This window comes from Nodosilinea sp. FACHB-131 (assembly GCF_014695395.1).
In the GTDB taxonomy this organism is placed as follows: Bacteria; Cyanobacteriota; Cyanobacteriia; order Phormidesmidales; family Phormidesmidaceae; genus Nodosilinea.
Map to the genome: position 1 here is coordinate 82104 of NZ_JACJOF010000017.1, position 22536 is coordinate 104639.

Here is a 22536-nt window from a genome sequence, read left to right on the forward strand (position 1 = left end):
TCCGGGCAACTGTAGGGTGAGCACTGCCCACCAATAGAGGATTAGTGTGTGCCCCATCCCCTACCTCCAATTTTACTCGTCTGCCTCTGGCTCGTAGGTGGAGGCGATCGCGAGTTCCTTGAGCTGCGATTCGTCTACACCAGAGGGAGCCTGGGTGAGCAGACAGCGCGCCTGCTGAGTTTTAGGAAAGGCGATCGCATCCCTGATTGACTCCTCGCCCGCCATTAGCATGACGATGCGATCGAGCCCATAGGCAATGCCGCCGTGGGGCGGGGTGCCATACTCAAAGGCTTCGAGCAAAAAGCCAAACTTGTCGTGGGCTTCTTCGGTGGTCAGGCCAATGGTTTCAAACACTTGGCTCTGCACCTCGGGCTGGTAGATGCGCAGGCTGCCACCGCCAATTTCATAGCCGTTGAGCACCATGTCGTAGGCCACGGCGCGAGCAGATTTGAGGTCGTCCACGTCGTCGGGGTGGGGGGCGGTGAAGGGGTGGTGCAGGGCTTCGAGCCGCTGCTGGTCAGCGTTCCACTCAAACATAGGAAAGTCGGTGACCCACAGCAGATTGAGGCTGTTGGTGGGAATTAGATCCATCTCGCGGGCGATCGCCTGGCGCAATCGATCCAGAGTGGCATTCACCATCGTGGTTGGTCCAGCCCCGAACAGAAGCAGCGTGCCTTCAGTGGCTCCGGTGCGGCTGAGGAGTTCTGCCATTTGCTCAGGGCCGAGATTGTCTTTAATCGCCCCAATGGTATCCACCGCACCGTCGGCCCGCACCCGCACGTAGGCTAGGCCCTTGGCCCCGGCATCGGCAGCGATCTTAAACAGGTCGCCACCGGGCTTAATGCGCACGTTGGAGATCTGATCGTTGCCGTTGGGGATGGGCAGCACTTTGACGATGCCGCCATCGGCTACCGCGCCAGAGAACACCTTAAAGCCGCAGTCTTTCACCAGGTCAGACACATCGACCAGTTCTAGGCCGTAGCGGGTGTCGGGCTTGTCGCTGCCGTAGCGATCCATCGCCTCGGCATAAGTTAGCCGGGGAAAGGGGCGGGGAATTTCAACGCCTTTTACAGCCTTAAAAATATGGGCCACCAAAGCTTCATTCAGCGCCAGGATCTCGTCCTGGGTCATGAAGCTCATTTCCATATCGAGCTGGGTGAACTCGGGCTGGCGATCGGCGCGCAGGTCTTCGTCGCGGAAGCAGCGGGCGATTTGGTAGTAGCGATCGACCCCCGACACCATCAGCAGCTGCTTGAAAAGCTGAGGCGACTGGGGCAGGGCGTAAAACTCGCCGGGGTTGACTCGCGAGGGCACCAGGTAATCCCGTGCCCCTTCTGGGGTGGAGCGGGTGAGAATGGGGGTTTCGACTTCGTAGAAGCCCTCTTGGTCTTCGAGGAAGCGGCGAATGGCTTTGGTGACTTCGTGGCGAATGCGCAGGTTCTGGGCCATGCGATCACGCCGCAAATCCAAATACCGATAGCGCAGCCGCAGGTCTTCGCGCACGGTTTCCGAATCGGCGGTGGAGACCTGAAACGGCAGCGGCTTGCGCACCGCGTTTAGCAGCTCAATGGTGTCGGCGTAGATCTCGATCTCACCCGTGGGCAGCTTGGGGTTCACAGAGCCCTCCTGGCGCTGGCTGACCCGACCCTGAATTTTGACCACATACTCGTTGCGCAGCGGGTCAGCTTGGGGATAGGAGGCCGGGGTGCGTTCTGGATCGCTGACAATTTGCACGACGCCAGTGCGATCGCGCAGATCAATAAAAATAACGCCCCCATGGTCGCGGCGGCGATCGACCCAGCCGAACAGGGTAACGGTGCTGCCAATGTCGCTGGCCCGCAGGGTGCCGCAGTAGTGGGTGCGCATAGTGAACTGCTTATATTTCAAATTTCAAAACCTTCCCATTATCTAGGATAGTGGGTGAGCTTGAAAGCTATTTTTTTCAACCAATTCCTGACAAAATTCTCATCTGCACCCCTAGCCCTATTGAGGCCGCTGCACCGACAATTTGGAGCCGGGGTCGCTGTTGTTATCAGGAGCGTAAAGCTATGGTCTGGGTGCGATGCGGGCAGCAAAGCATTGCCGATGTGGAGGCGATCGTATTTGATAAAGACGGCACCCTGGCCGACTCCCTGAAGCTGTTGCACCACACTGCCCTGGCGCGGGCAGAGACCTGTGCTAGGGCCGCAGGATTTGGAGATGCGTTAATTCCGGCTCTTTTAGACTGTTTTGGCGTGTCTGCCAGCGGCATCGACCCCGATGGGCTAATGGCGGCGGGCACCCGCGAGGCCAACAAGCAGGGGGCCGTAGCTGTGTTAGCGCAGGCTGGCTATCCTCCACAGAAGGCGACGGAGCTAGTGGCAGAATGCTTCGCGGCGGTTAACGCCAAGCGCAACGGCAAGGCCGCCTACACCCCACCCTTTGAAGGCACCGCCGCAATGCTAGAGCGAATGCACCACAGTCCCTTAAAAATCGGGGTGTTGTCATCCGATAGCCCAGCCTTTGTCGAAGAATTTTTGACCCATTATGAGCTGCTGCCCTGGGTAGATGCGTGGCAGGGTACGAGGCCAGAGGATCCGCCTAAGCCCGATCCGACGCTGTTGGGGGTGTTGTGCGATCGCCTTCAGGTCTCGGTAGCGCATACCTTAGTGGTCGGCGATAGCTGGGCCGATCTAGCCTTAGCAGAGCAGGCTAAAGCAGCAGGGTTTGTGTCAGTATCTGAGCCTTGGGGGCGATCGCCAGTGGCTGGTGCAACCCTAGTTTTAGACCAGTGGGACGATTTAGCTGTCGAGACTGAGTTCGGCTAACCCGTCAACGAAGGAGAGCAAACGCTATGGTGTCGTGGGTTTTGAAGGAATGGCAGGCTGCGGTTACGGCTCTATTGCAGGGCGAAACCATTCTGCTGCTGCGCAAGGGCGGCATTCGCGAGGCCAAGGGGCAGTTTTCACTGGCGGCGCGGCAGGCGCTGCTGCTGCCCACCGTCGAGCATCAAAAAGCGGCTTTGCTGAAGGAAGCCTTTAGGCCCCTGATGACAGGGGAAGTCGCTCACGACGACCAAGTGCGGTTTGATGGGTGGGCCGCTATTACCCACGCCCTGCCCCTCACGGCTGAAGCAGAGGTAGCTGCACTGCTGCCCTACCTGGTGTGGAATGAGCAATTTGTGGCCGAACGGCTCAACTGGCAACCCGATCGCCCGATCTATGGGCTGCTGTTAAGGGCCTACCGTTTTCAGCAACCTCTAATGCTGCCTCGGCATAGGGGCTACAGCGGCTGCCGATCGTGGGTGGAAACTGGCCAAGAGGTGGGAGTAGAGCACAGCACCCCAGCCCTGGCGAAGGCCGATTACACCGACCAGGTCAACGCCATTTTGGCCGCGCTGCCTGCGGTGATGCCAGTTGTCCCGTAGGGTGCATTCGCGGCGTTGCGACAAGCCCTTCCCCCCCTCCGCCGCAATGCACCAATAGCGGGGAGTCGGGGAAGCGGTGCATTGCGGAGCGAGGATTGGTGGGCTGGAGGCGTAGCTTTGGGGCCGCGAATGCACCCTACCTCAGGAGCCACTACAGAAATTGGGTTTCTCTGGCACTTACGTTTCTGGATCGCGAAGGGCTGCATCACATTTTTCGAGGTTGTGCTGCTGACCAATGGCGTTAAATAAAGTCTTCGCTGCTTGGTAATTAGAGTGGGCTTGTTGCTTCTGACCAAGTTTTACTAATGCATCACCAAGGTTAAACAACGAAACTGCTTCACCCTGGCGATCGCCAATCTCCCGCGCGATCACTAACTGTTGCTGGTGGTACTCCATGGCTTGTTGGTATTGGCCCAGCGAATAGTACGCACAGCCCAAATTGCCGAGAGAAGCTGCCTCGCCATGGCGATCGCCGATCTCCCGTGCGATTGCTAACCACTGCTGGTAGTACTCCATGGCCTGTTGGTATTGGCCCAGCGAATAGTACGCATTGCCCAAACCGCCCAAAGAATTGGCCTCACCTTGGCGATCGCCGATCTCCCGTGCGATTGCTAACCACTGCTGGTAGTACTCCATGGCCTGTTGGTATTGGCCCAGCGAATAGTACGCATTGCCTAAACCGCCCAAAGAATTGGTCTCACCTTGGCGGTCGCCGATTTCCTGTGCGATCGCTAATTGTTGCTGGTAGTACTTCATGGCCTGTTGGTATTGGCCCAGCGAATAGTACGCATTGCCCAAATTGCCGAGGGAATAGGCTTCACCCTGGCGATCGCCCAGCTCTTGGTACTTACTCAACGCCTGCTGGTAATAGCTCAGCGCCTGAAACGGTCGCCCACAAAACCTCAGCGAATTCCCTAGGTTAAAAAGGGATCTAGCCTGTCCGGCAGGATCGGTCTTGGCCTCGGCTAGGGTCAGGGCTTTTTCGTACAGCTCTAGCGCCTGCTTGTAGTCATATTTACCCGCATAGGCTTCGCCCAGGTTGTTGTAGAGCGTAATCAGCAGCGGCGACTCTGGGGCGGTTTGCTCTAGTTGAGCAACCTGTTGTTGCAGATCTTCAATGGCAACTTTGCTACTGGGTTCTTCCATTGCTCTATCGCGGCTGGGCACCAGCAACGCTGCGCCCCGTTCTGGCACCTGCTCCTCGGCGACAAACTCAAACACGCCGCCCCGCCAGCTCCAAAAGTCGGGGGCCTGCTGGGCTAGCCGAGTCGCCACCGCATCCGGCAGCCACAACACAATCGGGAACCCAAAATTCCGCAGCGCCTCCCGCGTCCACTGCAACGAAAAGAAAAACTTCTCCTGCTCAGATTTTTCGTCGCTCAGGCGCACCCCCAGCAGCTCGCCCGCATTCAGTACTGTCACCACAGCAGGTTCCCCATTTTGCAAGGTGGGGGTCTGGGCCACCAGTTTCTCTAGGGTGGCACGCAGGCTGGGGCGCTTGGGGTCAAGGCGGGCGCGCAGGGGGGCAATGCCCTGGTCTCTCAGGTCGGCTTCGTAGGCGGTGATTAGCTGATCTTGCAGGTTGCGATCATCTGTGATGGCCACCAGCAAGTCGAGCTGCTGGCTGTTGAGGGTCAGCGTCAGCAGCAGCTTTCGGTACTCGCGACTGTTCAGCGGGGTGAGGTCGGCTGGGGACATAGGAGGTGCCGGGGCAGCTGACAGGGTTCTCAAAAAACCTTGGTAGCTTAGGATTAGATCAGATTTTTGCGCTTCAGCAGGTCGGTCACCAGGGGGTGCAGGTCGTACCAGAGATCGTCATTCTCATATTCCAACACATACAGCCCGTGGAGGAGTTCTAAAAACTTAGGGTCGCCTGTATCGGGCGGAGTAAACGACTCGTAGGTTTGCCGCAGCAGGTCGTAGAGGTTGTTGCCTAGGGGACGAGCGTATTGCTTGCGAAGTTCTCTCACAGCTGCGGCCAAAATCTCGCTGTCAATTTTCACATCGCGGATCTCAGGCTCCAGCTCAAACCGCAGCATGCATTCGCGGCAGCATTCTTGCCCTAGCCGTACTAGCTCGCGCAGCACGCCGCCGCTGAGCAACACCATTTGCCGCATCACCTCGGGTTCGATCAGGTCAGCATCAATGCGCTTTTCTAGCATGCTTTGCAGTCGGGCCACGTTGGCTTCTATAGGCTGGGCATTGGGCTGGTGAGAGGCATCGCGGGTAAAAAACTTGGTCACTGAGAGCAGTAGAATCGAGCTTTGGGTCTCTAGAATTTCGACCAATTCTGGCTCGCGCACCACCGCAATGGGAATGGTAAACAGAATGCGAATTTGAGGAGAAAAGAGGGCGTTGATGTTATCGCGAAAAATGGGCTCTACTACGCCCAGATCGAGCTTGTCCAGGTCATCGATGATCACCAAGACTTCTTTACCCGTAGCGGTTTGAATGGCAGCGGCAATCAGATCGATGTGCTGAGCTAGCTCAGACACCCGCCGCTCGTAGGTCTCTTTGATCTCCTGGCGAAAAGAGTCTTCTTTTTGCAGTTTGGCGGTAAACACTTTGAAAAAGTCGCCCCCTAAGGCAGTCTCTTTCTTGAGCTGATCGGTGTAAGTGATCGATTTCGTTTGGGTAAACCAGCTCTTCAGACTTTCGCGGGTGCTCTCAGGAATCGGCACATCGTTGCGGATAGCTCGCCGCAGAAGCCGCAGGGCTATGGCATAGAGAATGTTGATATGGTTCACGTCCGACATCTCCACCATATTGGCGATGGAGAAAAACTCGACAAATAGCCCTCGCTTACGCACCTCTAGGGACAGTTCGTTAAGTAGGGTAGTTTTGCCGCAGCCTCGGTGACCCGTAAAGATCAGCTTGCCGTTGGCCTCGCTGGCGACAATAGCGCTACGCAGCCGGGCCAGGGTCTCAGCGCTATGGGTAATGCGAAACCGCTCAATGTCGTCTGATTTGAGCAGCGGAAACAGATTGAGTTTGCGGTAGGTGTCGATATACCGCTGATAGAGGTCGTTCACCGCGCCAGCCTCGTAGAGAACCTAGCTCATCATACCGGAGGCAGCGGTGGAATCATGGCTTCTAGCGCGCTTTGCAGGTCGGCAGTGAGCTGGGCGACGGCCTGTTTGCGATTGGCTTTGTAGTCAGGCCAGCGATCGCTCACCGAGATTGGCTCCCCCACCGTGAGCACCGCCCGCTGGGGACCCAGCTTGGGCCGGGGAAATGGGTTTTTACCCTGAATGAGGCACACCGTATCGCGCAAGATCATCACCGTTTCGGCAAAGCGCTCGGCGGAGGGTCGCTGGCGCACGTAGTGGCCCGTGACGGCGATAAAGCTTTCTACCAAGCGCATGTGCCACATGCGGAGGGAGGCTTCTTCGGCTTCGCGATTGGCCAGCCCCAGCTCCACCGCTGACAGCCGCGGGTTGCCCACAACTTCTTGGCGAAAGATATGCTCCCACCCGGCTTGCTCAATGCGACGGCAGCGGTCAACGGGGCTGCCTTTGGGTAGGATCTGAAAATAGCTTTCGGCCACCTGTAGGGCCGCATTCATCAGGGCTTGGAGGCGGTTACTCAGGGCGTCAGTCGGGGGCGCAGCATCGAGGCGATCGCTAGAATCGATTACAGGCAGCGCCACCCGATACACCCGGCGGTAATAATTTTCTATCAGGGTGAGCAGATGCTCCCCCAGGTCAGAGAGCCGGCGATAGCGCTGCTCAATGGCGGTTTTAGAGGTGTCGCCGGGTGGGTAGAGACGCTTTTGGGGAGCCAAACTGGTCTCCTGCTCTAGGCGGTCGAGCCAGCGATCGAGTTCGCGCCAGGGCGGCGTGATGTAGCGATAACAGATGCCCAGGGGAGCGATCGCCACCTGCTCTGCGCGTTCCTGGCTATGCAAATCGTCTACACACCAAAAGGCTATCTGGCTCACGCCTGGTTCCAAAGGGCTGACAATTTCGGTGTGGCCATTGTTGCCGCCCTCGGGGGCAGCGGCGAGGGGAAAGTTACCATTGGCCAGCAGATCGCGGGCCGATCGCAGCCCCTGGCGATCGACCTTGCCCCGCTGGATCGGGGTGCCACCCAGCTTGGCGTAGAGCTGACCTACCCAACTACCGGCCCAAAGGGGAATGCCGCGATCGTAGATAAAGTGGACGTGAACCGGATGCTTGAGTTTCACACCCATTTCCCTGGCTCGCTGGGGTACGGCATACCACAGCAAATGCCCCAAACAAAACGAGTCGAGCGGGCTGGGATGGCGAAAGGCCAGCAAAAACCGGGTTTCTCCGGCGTCAAACGCCTTAAATAGCTGCACCAGCCCCTCGGCATTGACCACTTCTATATGCTGAATCTGCTCCCGCCAGCGCATCCAATAGGGCAGCCCCAGGCGCACCAGGGCCAGCACCCGAGTATCCAACGCAGGGGGAATAAAGCTCAATGGCGGCTGAGCACGGGTGGAGGGGTTCACGGGTTTAACCCTCGGCCAGGGCATTGATGAACACCCCGATGATATAGCAGAGCAGCGGCAAACTCCGTTGGTGCCGATAGCGGATTAAAGCTCATCAGTGAATTTGCGGAGAAACTATAAAGCTTTTATAAGCAACCCTAGCCCCGGCATTGTGCCTACTGTAGAAACCCAGTTTAATGGCAGGAGCCAAGCCCGACCGGGCGAGGCACTTGAGGAAAATCGTCACGTGTGATTGTCACAGTCCCTAAGGAGTTTCTCCACAACGCCCAACGTTACCTGTTGAACTTTGGGCAGGTGCATAAGCCAGGTACACCACAACCATGCCCCTACCAGACAAGGTTACAGCTCCAAGCTGTGGTTGATGGACGACCTGTTCTAGAGACGTAGTTAGCGGTAAAACGACGGTTTGTTATGGTTTCCTCCCCCTTCTTTTCTGCCCACTCAGATCAGCAATCTAGCACTGCCCCCCAAACAAGTGATGGTGCGATTCGCGAAGCGATCCCAACGGGAATCGCCTCACCACCCTGGCTGCTAGACGCGCTCTTTCGCAACTTGAGCTATGACCTAGAGCAAGTGGCCGATATTATCGACCCCATTCTGACGGCCCAAAACCATTGCTACCGCACCGACTGGTATGTACAGGGTATTGTGGCCGACGATCGCGCCTTTCTCAGCACCAATATCAACGCCGATCGCGCCATTCAGGTCACACTGTGCGGTACCCGATGGCTGCTGGGGCAGAGTCGCCGCTGCGCCGTGGCCATGCCCCAGTCGGGGATTGCCGATTGCCATGCGGCGCTCAACTTTGACCCGCTGCGGGGCTTCTTTCTCACCGACCTGAGCAGCAATGGGGGCACCTGGGTGAATGGCCGCCGCCTGGCCCCAGCCCAGCGCCACTACCTGCAAGACGGCGATTTGGTGAAGCTGGGCAGCCTGCGATTTGAGTTTTTGCAGCAGCGCTGTGACCGATCGGCGTGGGACGACGTCTAACAGCGCTGGTAGCGCATGCCCGGCAGCTGAGTGACCAAACCTATCAGCTCTAGCTGCACGAGGGCGGCCAGCATCTCTCCGGTGGGCTGGGCCAACTGCTGCACCAGCCCGTCGAGGGAAATGGGTTCGTCGGTAATGGCGGCCAATATTTGGGCCATAGTTGGCGACAAGGGCGGTGGCACCGGAGAACTTACCGGTGCGCGATCGCCCTTTTTAGTTAAGGCGTCGCCCGCCGCACCATTACTAATCTGGGGCATCTGTCCGAGCGCGGCGATCAGCGTCATGTCGTCCAAAATCATCTGGGCGCCCTGGTTGATTAACCCCAGACAGCCTTCGCTATTGAGGTTATCTAGCGACCCCGGCACCGCAAATACATCGCGGCCATAGTCGTTGGCTAACTGCGCCGTAATCAGCGCTCCCGATCGCGCCGGAGCCTCGGTTACCACCACCGCTCGGCTGAGCCCGGCAATGATGCGGTTGCGGCGGGGAAAGTGCCCCCGGTCAGGGGGCGTGCCGTTGGGGTGCTCACTGAGCAGCAGACCGTGGCGGGCGATGCGATCGTGCAGATCGCGGTTGCCCAAGGGATAAACCTGGTCAACCCCTGTCCCCAGCACCGCAATGGTGAGGCCATGGCTGTCTAGGGTTTGCTGGTGGGCGTAGCGATCGACCCCCTTAGCCAACCCCGAGATCACGATCACATCGTGGGCCACTAGCTTTTGGGTCAAGCGGCGGGTCCAGCGCTGACCGTAGTCTGACGGGTTGCGAGTGCCCACCACCCCAACCGATGGCACCAGGTGCAGAGCCCCGGCCAACTCCGGCTGTCCCCGATAAAACAGCAGCGGCGGCGGATCAGTAATTTCGTAGAGCAGGGCCGGGTACTCCGCATCCGCCGGAGTCCAAAAATTGGGATGCTGCTGTTCGTAGCTAGCCAGCAGTTCTAGCGGAGAAACCGTCTGCCGATACTCCACCAGTTTGGACCCTGTTCCCAGGCCAATGCCTTCTACCTCCAGCAGAGCTGCTCCGTCGGCATGCCAGGCGGCGGATAGGGTACCAAAGTGGCTGCACAGTCGCTTCAACAAAATTGGGCCGAGGCCGTGAGCCTGGGCCCAGGCTAGCCAGTACGCTCGTTCTGTCATGCCGGACGGGGGTAAAATCTCCCGCTCAGTATGCCCGTATTGCCTTGCCCGCCCTACCGGCGCGCCCGAGGCAACCGCTGGGTGCCGCCACGCCTAAAGAAGTTGCCCAGGGGCAGCCGTCTCGGGTTGAGCTGGCGCAGCGGGGCCGGCAGTTCTAGGGTAGTAGTGGGTTCGCCGCCAGGGGTCATCCACCAAGCATTGATGGTGCCGCCGGCAAACCCGGCCACCGCCCCCAGCAAAATGCTGGGTATTACTCCATAGCCCAGCAGCAAGAATATAAATAGAAAGGCCAGCCAAATTTTTAGCGCTGGTGGAATAATTTTGTCGGCCACCGGTACATCCTCTCTGGGGCGCTAGTGAGGCTAGGAAAGCGCCTATGCCCCTACTATAGCGGCTAATTGCTGGGGCACCGCTTGGGTGGTGTCGATCGCCCGCACCAGCGGCTGCTCAACTGTGGTAAAGGGCTCCATGTGCTGGCGCTGAAGCACCGCTACGGTGGCGTCAGCAATGTCCCCCGTGCGATCGCGCACCCGCTGCGCCAAGACCTCAGGGGGAGCCGTGCAGTGCAGAATGCTCACCGGCAGCTCCGCCCGCTGAATGGTCTCAATCGCAGTCTGGCGCAGGGCCTGGCGATCGTACTTGGCATCGAGAATTACTGGGTAGCCTGCCTGGGCTAGGGCAATGCCTAAGGTGAGGAGGCGATCGTAGGTTTTCTCCGTCATGGCTGGGGTGTAGAGGCTGTCGTCGCCCCGCTGGTCTAAGGGCACCCCGGCCAGGTGCTTGCGCACCGCGTCGCTGCGCAAGTGAATGGCATTGATGTGATTGGCCAACTGCCGAGCGGTGGTGGACTTACCTGAGCCGGACAGCCCGGCCATTAGGTAGACTGCCCCGCTGCGGGGCTGACACACCGACCAAGCCAACCGGTAGTACCCAGCTGCCGTCTCAGCCGCCTGCCGCTTAGTCGCTTCATCCACGGACGGATCGCCGAGCAAAAATGAGGTCACCTTGGCCCGCACGTAAGCCTGGCGGCTGATGTACAGGGGCAGCAGCTGCACCCCTTCCCAATCGCCGGTGCGCTCCACGTAGTGATTCAAAAACACCGTAGCTAGATCGGCGCAGTTCTTAGACAGCAGATCCATCACCACAAAGCCGACGTCATACATCACATCGACGTAGCGAAAGGGCTCGTTAAACTCGATGCAGTCAAAGAGATAGAGTTGCTCTTGCCAGCGACACAGATTGTTAAGGTGCAGGTCACCGTGGCAGGCGCGAATCCAGTTTTGTTCAACCCGCCGTTTAAACAAATCGCCGTGGGCCGCGAAGAAAGAGTCGGTGTAGGCCTTGGTCTCATCAAACTGAGCCTGGGTTTGGGGGCCGCCGACAAAGCCAGTGGTCTGCTCGTAGTTTTCGTCAAAGGCCTGGCGAATCTGTTCCACCGCGCCAAAGGTGCGAATGTGGTCATTGGTTTCGGCTCCCAGGTGAAAGTCGGCCACCGCCGCCGCTAGCTCTACCATCAGGGATGGGGTGAGTTCGCCGCGCTCATAAAGGGCACTAAGCAGCGTATCCTGCGGAAACTGCACCATTTTGACGGCATACTCTACGGTCGTGCCGTTGCCCAGGTGATAGGCATCTCCGGTCTGGCCCAGAGCGACCACCTCTAGGTACAGCGCCCCGGCTCCCCGCTGGTTAAGCCGCAGTTCCTCTGCACAAAAGTGCTGCCGCTTCTCTAGGGTGGAATAGTCTAAGAAGCCAAAGTTCACCGGCTTTTTCACTTTGTAGGCATAGTCGCCAGTCAGCAGCACATAGGACACGTGGGTTTGCAGCAGCCGAATGGGCTCAACTACCGGGTGGGGATAAAACTCCGGTTGACACATCTGCTGAATCAACTCGGGAAGTGCAAAATCGGCCATACTCTACCTGCAAAAACTGCCTAACGCTACAAAGGGGCCAGGAATCTGTTTCCTAGCCCCTAGGGATTAAAACCTGCCGTATTAGCAAGCCTATTCTGCCGCCGCTTCGTCCTCAGTTTCGCCGTCAGCCATGCGGCCCTGGAGCACTGTAGCAATGGTTTGAGTTTGGTCGCCAGCGACCACAGCGCCCTCGGGGAGCACTAGGTCAGCTACGGTGAGTGAGTCACCCACAGCTAGCCCAGATACATCCACCTCAATTACCTCGGGGATGTCGATCGCCTTGCACTTGACCGTAACTTCGTTGATCTCAGTGTTGAGCACACCGCCCTCGTCTTTCACACCTGTGGGCTCTCCCACAAAGTTAAGCGCTACGCCCACTTCCACAAAATCCTGGGCCTTAACGGCAAAGAAGCTGAGGTGATACACGACTTTCTTCCAGGGATGAGCCTGAACTTCCCGCAGCAGAGCCTTGCCATTCCAGGGCATATCTGGAATTTTGAGGTCAATCATGGTGTTGTTGACGGCAGCCTTGCGCAGCAGCAGGTCAGCATCTTTTTGGTTGACGGTCAGCGACACCGACTCGGTGCCCTGATGACCGTAAAGAACCACCGGCAGCAGCCCTTCGCGGCGCAGGGCGTTAGGCTTAGCCTTGGCATCGCGCGATTTGCACTCAATAGTCAGTTCCATGGAAAATCCCCCCGTTAGAAATAGATTAAAAAAACAAACTGCCAAGCCCTAGGCTACCTGGGACTCACCATTCTCATAGAGCAGCGCCCGCTTCGGCCCGTGGATGGGGTCCTCTACGATGATAGTCTGGTCGCGGCTGGCCCCCAGCGACACGATCGCAATCGGCACCTCCATCAACTCCGCCAAAAACTTGAGATAGTCTAGGGCAGCTTTGGGCAGGTCACTCAGCGATCGGCAGTGATCGGTGGGCTGTTTCCAGCCGGGCATGGTTTTGTAGATGGGCTTGCAGCGGCCAAAGGCCTCAGCACTGGCCGGCAGCTCTTCGCAGCGCTCACCGTCTAGTTCGTAGGCCACGCACACCTCAATCTCATCCACATCGTCGAGCACATCGAGCTTGGTGACAGCGAGGCAGTCGAGGCCGTTGATGCGCACTGCGTAACGACCAATCACGGCATCAAACCAGCCGCAGCGGCGGCGACGACCGGTGGTGGTGCCAAACTCGGCACCGCGATCGCAGAGCAGCTCACCCATGTCACCGGTCAGCTCGGTGGGGAAGGGGCCTTCCCCAACGCGAGTGGTGTAGGCCTTAGCTACCCCAATCACCCGGTCGATCACCGTAGGGCCAATGCCGGTACCAATGCAAGCCCCCCCGGCTACAGGGTTAGAGGAGGTAACGTAGGGATAGGTGCCGTGGTCGAGGTCGAGTAGAGTGCCTTGAGCCCCTTCAAACAGCACGTTCTTGCGCTGCCGAATGGCCTGGTAGACATGTAAGGAACTATCAATGATGTGGGGCCGCAGCCGTTCGGCATACTCAGTGTATTCGTCAATCACCGCCGCCGGATCGAGGGGGGCAAGATCGTACAACTTTTCGAGAATGCCGTTTTTGTACTGAATCGTCCACTCCAGCTGCTTGCGGAGGCGGGCGTAGTCCATCAGGTCAATGATGCGGATGCCAATGCGCTCAGACTTATCAGCATAGGTAGGGCCAATGCCGCGCTTGGTGGTGCCGATCTTATGGTTGCCCCGGCGCTCCTCCGACGCCTGATCGATCAGGCGGTGATAGGGCATGGTGACGTGGGCCGCGTTGGAAATGAAGAGGTTTTTAGTGGAAATTCCTAGCTCGACGAGTTTGTCGAGTTCGCCGATGAGAGCCTTGGGGTCGATAACGGTGCCGCTGCCAATGACGCACTCAGTATCGGGGTAGAGAATGCCGGAGGGGATCAGGTGCAGCTTAAAGGTTTGATCTTTAACAACGACGGTGTGACCGGCGTTGACTCCACCCTGGTAGCGCACAACTACGTCTGCCGAACGACTCAGCAAATCGGTAATTTTGCCCTTACCTTCGTCGCCCCACTGGGCCCCAATTACTACAACGTTTGCCAAGGGAATTCAGGCTCTAAAGTTCACACAAATTCCCATTATCACTAGGTAAATGTAATTGTGTCAATCAAATTTCGCTGGCTCTGCCGAGGGGCAATTCTACCTAGAGCCCAAACCCCTAGCAAATTAAATGTGTTTAACCTTATACCCAATGAGTGAAATATGCGATAGAACAAGAGGATATTCAGTTTACATTTCTTTAGATTTCCTAAAGACTCGCGATGGTAATTGGCTTAGCCCCTCTTCAGGGGTTAAGTCGGCTCGGAAGGGCCATTGCGGGCCTAGCCCATCGATAAAAGCTTCACCACAAAAGCTTCATTAAGGCGGAGGATGCCGTGAGTCTATATGCTGAACTACACCGCCATTTGGGCGGTTCTGTCGTACCCCGAGTGCTGTGGCGCTATTTTGAGCGCAATCGCCCCGATCTGTCGGGCCAGTTTGCTGATTACCCAGCGTTTGAGCAGTTTTACACCCGGCCCCGTAATACTCTGGCGGAGTATCTAGAGCTGCATACCCTCGTCGAGAGTGTGCAAACCTACGAGGCCTTGCCCTACTTCATCTATCGCTTGATTCGGGGTGCCTACATTTTCGAAAATCTGGCTTACTTAGAGCTGCGCTATACCCCTTACCTGCGCACCCCTGAGCATTTGTCCCAGAACCAGCGCATTGACGCGATGGCCGAGATTGTGGAAATTGTCGGGCGAGCCAGCCAGCAGCCTGAGTATCCCATTGTGACGAAGCAGATTCTCTGCATGCACTCGCGGCTGCCCCATGAGGTGAACCAGGCGATTGTGGAACTGGCGGGTCAATATCCCGAGTATGTGTGTGCGGTGGATGTGGCGGGCGGTGATGCCAAGTACGGCGATCGCCTTGACGAGTTTACCCAGCTCTACCAGCGCGCCCAGGATCTAGGCCTCAAAACCACTGGCCACCTCTACGAAACCGTCGACGGTGACCACCCCAAGCTGCTGCCCTACTTGATGCGCATTGGCCACGGCATTCAAATCCCGCTGCGGCACCCTGAGCTGCTGCCGGAGGTGGCAGCGCGGGGGCAGTGCCTGGAGGTGTGCCCCACCACTTACCTCAAGACCGGCACCCTAAGCGAGATTAGCCAGCTCAAAACCGTGTTCGATCGCTGCTTTGAGGCCGGAGTCGATATCGCTATCTGCACCGACAACGCTGGGCTGCACAACGTGCGCCTGCCCTTTGAGTACGAGAACCTGCTCACCCACGACGTGATTGGCTTTGAGGAGCTGCAAGCCTGTCAGGAAGCGGCCTTTCGCCACGCCTTTGCCTGGCCCCACAGCCAGCCCCCCTCCACGCTGCTAACCGACATGCTGCAAGTACCACCCGCGAGCCCCCTACCCACTAGGGAGTTGGCCGAGAGGGCTTCGCTGTCTTAACGGGCCTGTTCTAAACTAAGGTTGCATCGGTTTTGGTCGCATCTTTGGCAATGCTGGAGCTGGGGCAACAGATTCGCAACACCGTTTAAGCAGCGGGGCTAGGGTATGCCACCTCGACTTTTATCTACGGCTAGCCAGGTGGATAACCTTTTTACGGCCCCGCCGCTGTTATCTACCCAAGGCTTTTGCTGGCATGGTGCTCACGTAGACTGTCGCTGGGAACCTCCTGGAGCGATCGAGGAGGAGGTGTCTACACCCTGGCACGGCGTTGTGCTATTTACTCAGTTTCCTGGATCAGAACCGGCCTTGGCGGAGCGCTCGATCGATGGCCGGTTTCAGGTAGAGCGGGTGCATCCCGGTGACATTTTGGTTCTGCCTGCCGGGGTGGGGCAGCGATCGCGCTGGAATGCCCCCGGCGAATTTATGAACCTAGTCTTTGAGCCTGCTGCCCTAGGGCGATCGCTCGACGAAGCAGCCGACGACACCACCTTTGAGCTTATGCCTCACTTTGCTACCCAAGACCTCTTGGTATTGCAGTTAGGGCTAGCCCTCAGACGGGTGCTCCAGGGTGGTGGTGAGCGTCTCTATGCCGAAACGCTCACCACCACTCTGGCCGTGCATCTGCTGCAAACCTATGCCACCCGCAGGCCACAGCTCAAAACCTATGGCGATGGCCTGGCTAGGCCACAGCTCCAGCGGGTAGTGGACTACATTCACAGTCACTTAGAGGCCGACTTGAGTCTAGAGACCCTGTCTACCCTAGTGAGTATGAGCGCTCACTACTTTGCTCAGCTATTTAAGCTATCCACTGGAGTCGCGCCCCACCAGTATGTCATTCGCTGTCGGGTTGAGCGGGCCAAGACGCTGCTAGCTCAGCCCGACCTTGCCATTGCCGATATTGCCTATCGAGTGGGCTTTGCCCACCAGAGCCACCTCAACCGTCACTTTAAGCGGCTGGTGGGGACGACCCCCGGCCAGTGGCGACAGGCAACCCGTTCCTAGGGCTGCTCTGTTGCGAGTTCCAGCCTAGAATCAGGCGATCGGAGGTTTGTGCAAAGGACCGGAAGAACTTGCAAGACAGAGCGCGATCGCCTTCGCGATACTAAAACCATGCGCTCTGACTGGAGAAACGCCCATGGTGCTGCTTGAAACCCGAACCGAGCCGATGGTGGTCAATTTCGGCCCTCACCATCCCTCCATGCACGGCTGCTTTCGAATTATGGTCACCCTCGATGGCGAAGATGTGATCGACTGTGAACCCGTGATTGGCTACCTGCACCGAGGCATGGAGAAAATTGCCGAGAGCCGTACCTCCACCATGTTCATCCCCTACACGAGCCGATGGGACTACTACGGTGGCTTATTCAACGAGGCCGTCACCGTCAATGCGGTAGAAAGGCTAGCGGATATTGAGGTGCCCAAGCGGGCTAGCTACATTCGCGTGATTTTGCTGGAGCTGACCCGCCTGGTCAATCACCTGCTGTGGATCGGCCCCTTTGTGATGGATATGGGGGCGCAGACGCTGTTTTTCTATGCGCTGCGCGATCGAGAACCCATTCTCGATTTGTTTGAGGCGGTAAGCGGCTACCGCATGGTCAACCACAACTACTTTCGCGTGGGGGGCGTGGCTGCCGACCTGCCCTACGGCTGGACAGAGAAATGCCGGGACTTTGTAGACTACCTAGCCCCTAAGCTCGATGAGTATGAGCGCTTGGTCACCGACAATCCAGTGTTTCGCCGCCGCTGCGAAGGGCTAGGCGTCGTCACCCGCGATGAGGCTATAGGCTGGGGCTGCTCTGGCCCCATGCTGCGAGCCTCCGGCGTTCAGTGGGATCTGCGCAAGGTCGATCATTACGAGTGCTATGACGACTTTAACTGGCAGGTAGCCTGGCAGACCGAGGGCGACTGCCTGGCCCGCTACCGGGTGCGTCTAGATGAAATGCGCCAGTCGCTCAAGATTATTCAGCAGGCTCTCGATGGGCTACCAGGCGGCCCCTGGGAAACCCTTGAGACCAAGCGCCTAGCCGAAGGGCCAAAGTCGCCGTGGGATGGCTTCGATTACCAGTTCATCGCCAAAAAAATTGCCCCCACCTTCAAAATTCCGGCTGGGGAGCACTATGTGCGGGTCGAGTCAGGGCGAGGTGAACTGGGCATTTTTCTGATCGGTAACGAGACTCCCATGCCGTGGCGGTGGAAGATTCGCCCTGCCGACTTCAACAATTTGCAGCTGCTGCCCTACCTGCTCAAGGGCCAAAAGGTGGCCGATATTTTCGTTATTCTCGGCAGCATTGACGTGGTCATGGGGTCAGTGGATCGGTAGAGCGCTAGTGCTTGGCGTGGCGATATACAACAACCCTGCCAATTTGGCTCAGCACCATCCCCAAACAGTTGATGGTTTGCAGATAGCAAACAGGGTTCAGACATCTCTGCCTGAACCCTGTTTACTGTTTAGCTAGGTTTGGTCTTTACGATCAAATCTAGGCGTAGAGGTTTAGTAACCGCCGCGGGAGAAGCTGTCGCCACCGCCACGACGACCACCGCCGCCGCCACCAAAGTTACCACCGCCGCCACCGCGATCTTCACGGGGCTTGGCTTTGTTGACTTTGAGGTCACGGCCCATCCACTCAGCACCGTCTAGGGCTTCAATGGCGGCGTTCTCTTCAGAATCAGCAGACATCTCAACGAAGGCGAAGCCGCGCATACGCCCGGTTTCACGATCGGTGGGAAGTTGTACCCGCTTCACAGACCCATACTCTGCAAATACAGAGGTAAGGTCTTCGCTGGTAGCGTCATAGGACAGGTTGCCTACGTAGATTGACATATCTTGTCTCCAAAAATTAAAGGATGTGCAGAGCAAAATTTCGGAGAGAAGTCTGTCAATGGAAAAACGGAAAAACTCGTTAGTACTAGAAACAAATGCTGCTAACCGATCTCTATATCTCTGGAGACACCCTAGCACGTTTGAAAAGCTGGTGGAACCCTAGAAGGTCAAATCGCTAGATAAAAACTAGTTATGGAGCGACAAACACCGCGCAACCGTATATCTAGCGTTTTGCTTGTAAAGTTTTGTATGCCTCGACGGCCCTGACGCTAAACAAATTCTTGCTCCAGATCGGTTTTTAACCGCATTGCTAACCCCTTCAAAGGGAAAGGGCAGTGGGTGACGACCGGTTTCCTGAACCATCCCCGTGGGAGAATGGGCCTTTAACTGGATTTTACTTATGCCTGCTGCATACATTGAAAACGAAACCGAGTTTAATGCGCTTTTAAGTGCAGAGTCGTTATTTGTAGTTGATTGCACCGCGGCCTGGTGTGGCCCCTGCAAGCTAGTGGCCCCGCTGATGGATCAGCTGGCTGATGAATACGGCGATCGCGTCAAAGTCCTCAAGCTCGATCTGGATGCCAATCAGGCAGTGGCTAAGCGCTACGGCATTCGCAGCATTCCTGCCGTGATGTTCTTTCAGCAGGGAGACGTAGCAGAGACCCTGGTGGGGGCAAAAAAGTATGACGAATATAGTGAAACCCTGAGTAAGTACCTGAGCTAGGGCGTTTGCCCCTACCAAAGCTCTGAGATCGCCACTGTTAGTTCTGGCAGCACCATTTCCCCAGAGAGGGTCTGAGGCGCATTGAGAATTTCTCGATCCATGCCAGGGCGATAAATTTCAACCTGACGATCCTGAATGTTGATTAGCCAGCCCAGACGGCAGCCGTTGGTCAAGTATTCTGCCAGCTTGTCCTGAAGCGGCTGGAGGCGATCGCTCTTAGAGCGCAGCTCAATTACAAAGTCAGGACACAAGGGCGGAAACGAGTCTTGCTCTGCTGGGGTGAGCGCATTCCAGCGGGCTAAGCTGACCCAAGCCACATCAGGGGAACGCTCTGCCCCGTTGGGCAGGCGAAAGGTAGTGGATGAATCAAAGACTACCCCCAACCTGCTGCGACGGTTCCAGAGGGTAACGTCTGTAGTCAGGTCGCTGTTGCGGCGGCCTGTGTTTCCTCCTGTGGGGGGCATGAGCACCAGTTCTCCGGCAGCAGTCAATTCTAGGCGCAGTTCGCGGTTGGCCAGAGCCAGTTGCTCAAACTGCTCGTGGGTAAGACGAATCACCGAGCTGAGATCGAGGGTGAGGGCAGTCATCGGCAGGGCTGAGCGCATATCTCATTATGGAGGATTGCCAGGGGCCAAAGATCTAGGCATAACGCCCACACCCCCGTAGACTAGGGACAACCGATTGATCCAACAGCAGGGCGGGCGATATGGAAATTCTTTTTGTAGCAGCGGAAGCGGCACCCCTGGCTAAGGTCGGCGGTATGGGTGATGTCGTGGGTTCCCTGCCCAAAGTGCTGCGCAAGATGGGGCACGACGTGCGCATCTTCATGCCCTACTACGGCTTTTTGCCCGACAAGGTCGATATCCCCGAAGAGCCGGTGTGGAAAGGCACCGCCATGTTTAACGACTTCGCAGTGTACGAGACCACCCTGCCTGAGTCTGACGTGCCGGTGTATCTGTTTGGTCATCCCGCCTTTGATCCCCGCAAGGTCTATGGGGGCGACGATGAGGCCTGGCGGTTTACCTTCTTTGCCAACGGTGCGGCTGAGTTTGCCTGGAACTACTGGAAGCCCCAGATTATTCACTGCCACGACTGGCACACGGGCATGATTCCAGTGTGGATGCAGCAGTCGCCCGACATTGGCACGGTGTTTACCATCCACAATTTGGCTTACCAGGGGCCGTGGCGGTGGGAGCTAGAGCGCATTACCTGGTGCCCGTGGTATATGCAGGGGCACAACACCATGGCAGCGGCGGTGCAGGCGGCCGATCGCGTCAACACGGTGTCGCCCACCTACGCCCAGCAGATTAAAACCCCTGATTATGGCGAAGAGCTGGAGGGGCTGCTGTCGTTCATCAGCGGCAAGCTGAGCGGCATTCTCAATGGCATTGACGATGAGTCCTACGACCCCGCCACCGATCGATATATCGTTAAAAACTTTACTCCCGACAGCTTGGAGAATCGTCGTGCCAATAAGGTGGCGATTCAAGAAGAGTTGGGTCTAGAGGTGAACTCCAAGGCCTTTTTGGTGGGCCTAGTGGGCCGTCTGGTGGAGCAGAAGGGGCTGGACCTGATTCTGCAAATTTTGGATCGATTCCTCTCTTACACCGACGCGCAGTTTATTTTGCTGGGTACGGGCGATCGCTACTACGAAACTCAGCTTTGGCAGATGGCCAGTCGCTACCGGGGTCGCATGGCCACCTACCTGCTCTACAGCGAAGGTCTGGGTCGCCGCATCTATGCTGGAGCCGACGCGTTTCTGATGCCGTCGCGGTTTGAGCCCTGCGGCATTAGCCAAATGATTGCCATGCGCTACGGCTGCATCCCGGTGGTACGGCGCACAGGTGGCCTGGTGGACACGGTACAGCACCACGACCCCGAACACCACGCGGGCACTGGCTACACCTTTGACCGCTACGAGCCGCTTGACCTGTTTACCTGCCTGATTCGCGCCTGGGAAGGCTACCGCTTTAAGGATGCCTGGCGAGCGCTACAGCGGCGGGCCATGGAGCAAGACTTCAGCTGGGACAAATCGGCGATCGACTATGTCAGACTCTATAGCGACATGCTGGGGCTCGACTTTAAAGACCAGCTGTCTAAGCCTGAGTTAGCTCCGGCTACGCCCTCTCTCCAAGAGCAGCCAGCGGTGGTGGACGCGCCTCTACCCAAATCTCCGCTGCCAAAATAGAGCGGGGAGCCCTACGGGACAGACGGCCCTGTTGTCTGTCACTTGTGAGCGGTTTATAGAGGGGAAAGTGTGGCAGATTAGTGGTTTCTGTTCCACGAGGCACCTATGAGCGACGGTAACGGTTCGGTGGCGGGAAATCTGGCTCAGCCCGATCTGTCCGAGGCGGGAACCTTGCCCAAGCGCCGTCATATAGTGCTCACCTCTCATTCCAATCGGTCGGGACTTAAGGGTATCCCGGTGCAGTGGGGGCACGGTGATCCCTTCCAGCGCGGGGCGATTGTGGCGACGGTTACCGATCCCAACCACCGCAACGCCATTGGTACTCACTCCGGCTCCTATGCCGTGTACCGTGCTCTGGCGGTGGCCAGCGGGGTATTGGATCCGGATCATAGGCCTGACTTTACCAATACCTCCCCTGCGATCGCCATTGGCCCCCATCCCAGCTGGGCTGACCCTGAAAAAATCGTCTCCCTTGACCCCTTTGGGGCATTAGTAGGCAACCTATATGAGTCCCAGATTGCTGAAGGCATCGATATTCGCCCTACGATCGCCGTCACCCGGGCCCACATTCAAATGCCGGAGCTGCTAGAGGCAGTGCGCCAGGGGCGAATCAAAGAAGACGGCGAAATCGTTAAGCCCGGTGGTGACCTGGTGGTGACCAAGGCGGCGGTGGAGCCAGTGTGGTATCTGCCGGGAGTGGCCCAACGCCTAGGGGTGAGCGAAGAGGATCTGCGCTATGCCCTGTTTGAGCAGACTGGCGGCATGTTTCCTGAGCTGGTGACGCGGTTTGATGTGAAGGTGTTTTTGCCCCCCATCGGCGGCATCACGGTGTATATCGTGGGTGACCCCGACGCGATTACGGACCCGGCTCGCCCTCTAGCAGTGCGCGTCCACGACGAGTGCAACGGCTCCGACGTGTTTGGCTCTGACATTTGCACCTGTCGCCCCTACCTGGTGCACGGCCTGGAAGAATGTATTGCTACGGCCCAACAGGGGGGCGCGGGGTTGATCATCTACTTCCGTAAGGAAGGGCGCGCCCTGGGGGAAGTCACCAAATTTTTGGTGTATAACGCCCGCAAGCGGCAGGAAGGGGGCGATCGCGCCGATGCCTACTTTGCCCGCACCGAGTGCGTGGCCGGAGTGCAGGATGTGCGCTTTCAAGAGCTGATGCCCGATGTGCTGCACTGGCTGGGGGTGACCCGCATCGATCGCTTCGTGTCGATGAGCGACATGAAGTACAACGCCCTGGTGCGATCGGGCATTGAGATTGTCGAGCGGGTGCCGATCCCCGACGATCTGGTGCCCCCCGATGCGCGGGTAGAGATTGAGGCGAAGAAGGCAGCAGGCTATTACACCGATAAGGTCACTCCTACTGAGGAAGATCTGGCCCGAGTGAAGGGACGGGGTTTGGAGTAGG

General features: G+C 57.6%; 20 protein-coding genes. 9 read left to right on the forward strand and 11 right to left on the reverse strand.

Going from position 1 to position 22536, the window contains the following annotated elements; genetic code table 11:
* Positions 1-72: 72 nt before the first annotated feature.
* A complete protein-coding gene (gene aspS, locus H6F75_RS11905; RefSeq protein ID WP_190752446.1) occupies positions 73-1866 on the reverse strand; it encodes an aspartate--tRNA ligase in 1794 nt (597 codons plus the stop codon).
* A 182-nt stretch (positions 1867-2048) separates the two neighbouring features.
* On the opposite strand from aspS, the gene H6F75_RS11910 reads away from it, so the two are divergent.
* Both H6F75_RS11910 and H6F75_RS11915 read left to right on the forward strand, forming a co-directional pair.
* Positions 2049-2807: an HAD family hydrolase gene (locus H6F75_RS11910; RefSeq protein ID WP_190752447.1), complete on the forward strand. Its 759-nt coding sequence runs from the start codon at positions 2049-2051 to the stop codon at positions 2805-2807.
* Between the two features lie 26 nt (positions 2808-2833).
* The gene (locus tag H6F75_RS11915) at positions 2834-3406 is read left to right on the forward strand and encodes a DUF1802 family protein (RefSeq protein ID WP_190752449.1); all 573 of its coding nucleotides are present in this window, start codon (positions 2834-2836) and stop codon (positions 3404-3406) included.
* Between the two features lie 177 nt (positions 3407-3583).
* Here H6F75_RS11915 and H6F75_RS27760 read toward each other — a convergent pair whose 3' ends face one another.
* Genes H6F75_RS27760 through H6F75_RS11930 form a run of 3 tightly spaced genes read right to left on the reverse strand, consistent with a single transcriptional unit; the run spans position 3584 to position 7880 of the window.
* Positions 3584-5104: a tetratricopeptide repeat protein gene (locus H6F75_RS27760; protein ID WP_199303895.1), complete on the reverse strand. Its 1521-nt coding sequence runs from the start codon at positions 5102-5104 to the stop codon at positions 3584-3586.
* 53 nt (positions 5105-5157) lie between these two features.
* Complete coding sequence (locus tag H6F75_RS11925; RefSeq protein WP_190752451.1) at positions 5158-6438, reverse strand: AAA family ATPase; 1281 nt, start codon at positions 6436-6438, stop codon at positions 5158-5160.
* A 29-nt stretch (positions 6439-6467) separates the two neighbouring features.
* On the reverse strand, positions 6468-7880 hold the full coding sequence (locus H6F75_RS11930; protein WP_347710644.1) for a 1-acyl-sn-glycerol-3-phosphate acyltransferase: 1413 nt from the start codon (positions 7878-7880) through the stop codon (positions 6468-6470).
* 411 nt (positions 7881-8291) lie between these two features.
* Here H6F75_RS11930 and H6F75_RS11935 point away from each other — a divergent pair, with 411 nt between their 5' ends.
* Positions 8292-8870: an FHA domain-containing protein gene (locus tag H6F75_RS11935; protein WP_190752455.1), complete on the forward strand. Its 579-nt coding sequence runs from the start codon at positions 8292-8294 to the stop codon at positions 8868-8870.
* Here H6F75_RS11935 and dprA read toward each other — a convergent pair.
* The 5 genes from dprA to H6F75_RS11960 all read right to left on the reverse strand — a co-directional run bounded on the left by dprA (position 8867) and on the right by H6F75_RS11960 (position 13986).
* Positions 8867-10006: a DNA-processing protein DprA gene (dprA, locus tag H6F75_RS11940; RefSeq protein WP_190752457.1), complete on the reverse strand. Its 1140-nt coding sequence runs from the start codon at positions 10004-10006 to the stop codon at positions 8867-8869. The genes H6F75_RS11935 and dprA overlap by 4 nt on opposite strands.
* Positions 10007-10059: 53 nt before the next feature.
* Positions 10060-10338: a hypothetical protein gene (locus H6F75_RS11945; protein WP_190752459.1), complete on the reverse strand. Its 279-nt coding sequence runs from the start codon at positions 10336-10338 to the stop codon at positions 10060-10062.
* Positions 10339-10380: 42 nt separating this feature from the next.
* The gene (locus H6F75_RS11950) at positions 10381-11916 is read right to left on the reverse strand and encodes a bifunctional aminoglycoside phosphotransferase/ATP-binding protein (RefSeq protein ID WP_190752461.1); all 1536 of its coding nucleotides are present in this window, start codon (positions 11914-11916) and stop codon (positions 10381-10383) included.
* A gap of 90 nt (positions 11917-12006) precedes the next feature.
* Positions 12007-12603: a 50S ribosomal protein L25/general stress protein Ctc gene (locus tag H6F75_RS11955; RefSeq protein ID WP_190752463.1), complete on the reverse strand. Its 597-nt coding sequence runs from the start codon at positions 12601-12603 to the stop codon at positions 12007-12009.
* Positions 12604-12651: 48 nt separating this feature from the next.
* Positions 12652-13986, reverse strand: coding sequence for an adenylosuccinate synthase (locus tag H6F75_RS11960; RefSeq protein ID WP_190752465.1), 1335 nt, complete (start codon positions 13984-13986; stop codon positions 12652-12654).
* A 332-nt stretch (positions 13987-14318) separates the two neighbouring features.
* Between H6F75_RS11960 and H6F75_RS11965 the strand changes: the two genes are divergently transcribed.
* The 3 genes from H6F75_RS11965 to H6F75_RS11975 all read left to right on the forward strand — a co-directional run bounded on the left by H6F75_RS11965 (position 14319) and on the right by H6F75_RS11975 (position 17706).
* Positions 14319-15386: an adenosine deaminase gene (locus tag H6F75_RS11965; RefSeq protein WP_190752467.1), complete on the forward strand. Its 1068-nt coding sequence runs from the start codon at positions 14319-14321 to the stop codon at positions 15384-15386.
* Positions 15387-15524: 138 nt separating this feature from the next.
* Positions 15525-16388 carry an AraC family transcriptional regulator gene (locus H6F75_RS29015; protein WP_190752469.1) on the forward strand — a complete coding sequence of 288 codons (864 nt, stop codon included), beginning with the start codon at positions 15525-15527 and terminating at the stop codon, positions 16386-16388.
* 133 nt (positions 16389-16521) lie between these two features.
* Positions 16522-17706 carry an NAD(P)H-quinone oxidoreductase subunit H gene (locus H6F75_RS11975; RefSeq protein ID WP_190752471.1) on the forward strand — a complete coding sequence of 395 codons (1185 nt, stop codon included), beginning with the start codon at positions 16522-16524 and terminating at the stop codon, positions 17704-17706.
* A 171-nt stretch (positions 17707-17877) separates the two neighbouring features.
* On the opposite strand, the gene H6F75_RS11980 is transcribed toward H6F75_RS11975, so the two are convergent.
* Complete coding sequence (locus tag H6F75_RS11980) at positions 17878-18207, reverse strand: RNA-binding protein (RefSeq protein WP_073606395.1); 330 nt, start codon at positions 18205-18207, stop codon at positions 17878-17880.
* A 400-nt stretch (positions 18208-18607) separates the two neighbouring features.
* Here H6F75_RS11980 and trxA point away from each other — a divergent pair, with 400 nt between their 5' ends.
* Positions 18608-18931: a thioredoxin gene (gene trxA / locus H6F75_RS11985; RefSeq protein WP_190752473.1), complete on the forward strand. Its 324-nt coding sequence runs from the start codon at positions 18608-18610 to the stop codon at positions 18929-18931.
* Positions 18932-18942: 11 nt separating this feature from the next.
* Here trxA and H6F75_RS11990 read toward each other — a convergent pair whose 3' ends face one another.
* Positions 18943-19518 carry a Uma2 family endonuclease gene (locus H6F75_RS11990; RefSeq protein ID WP_190752584.1) on the reverse strand — a complete coding sequence of 192 codons (576 nt, stop codon included), beginning with the start codon at positions 19516-19518 and terminating at the stop codon, positions 18943-18945.
* A gap of 119 nt (positions 19519-19637) precedes the next feature.
* On the opposite strand from H6F75_RS11990, the gene glgA reads away from it, so the two are divergent.
* Both glgA and H6F75_RS12000 read left to right on the forward strand, forming a co-directional pair.
* Positions 19638-21119: a glycogen synthase GlgA gene (gene glgA / locus H6F75_RS11995; protein WP_190752475.1), complete on the forward strand. Its 1482-nt coding sequence runs from the start codon at positions 19638-19640 to the stop codon at positions 21117-21119.
* Between the two features lie 105 nt (positions 21120-21224).
* A complete protein-coding gene (locus tag H6F75_RS12000) occupies positions 21225-22535 on the forward strand; it encodes a GTP cyclohydrolase II (RefSeq protein WP_206754680.1) in 1311 nt (436 codons plus the stop codon).
* Position 22536: the final 1 nt, after the last annotated feature.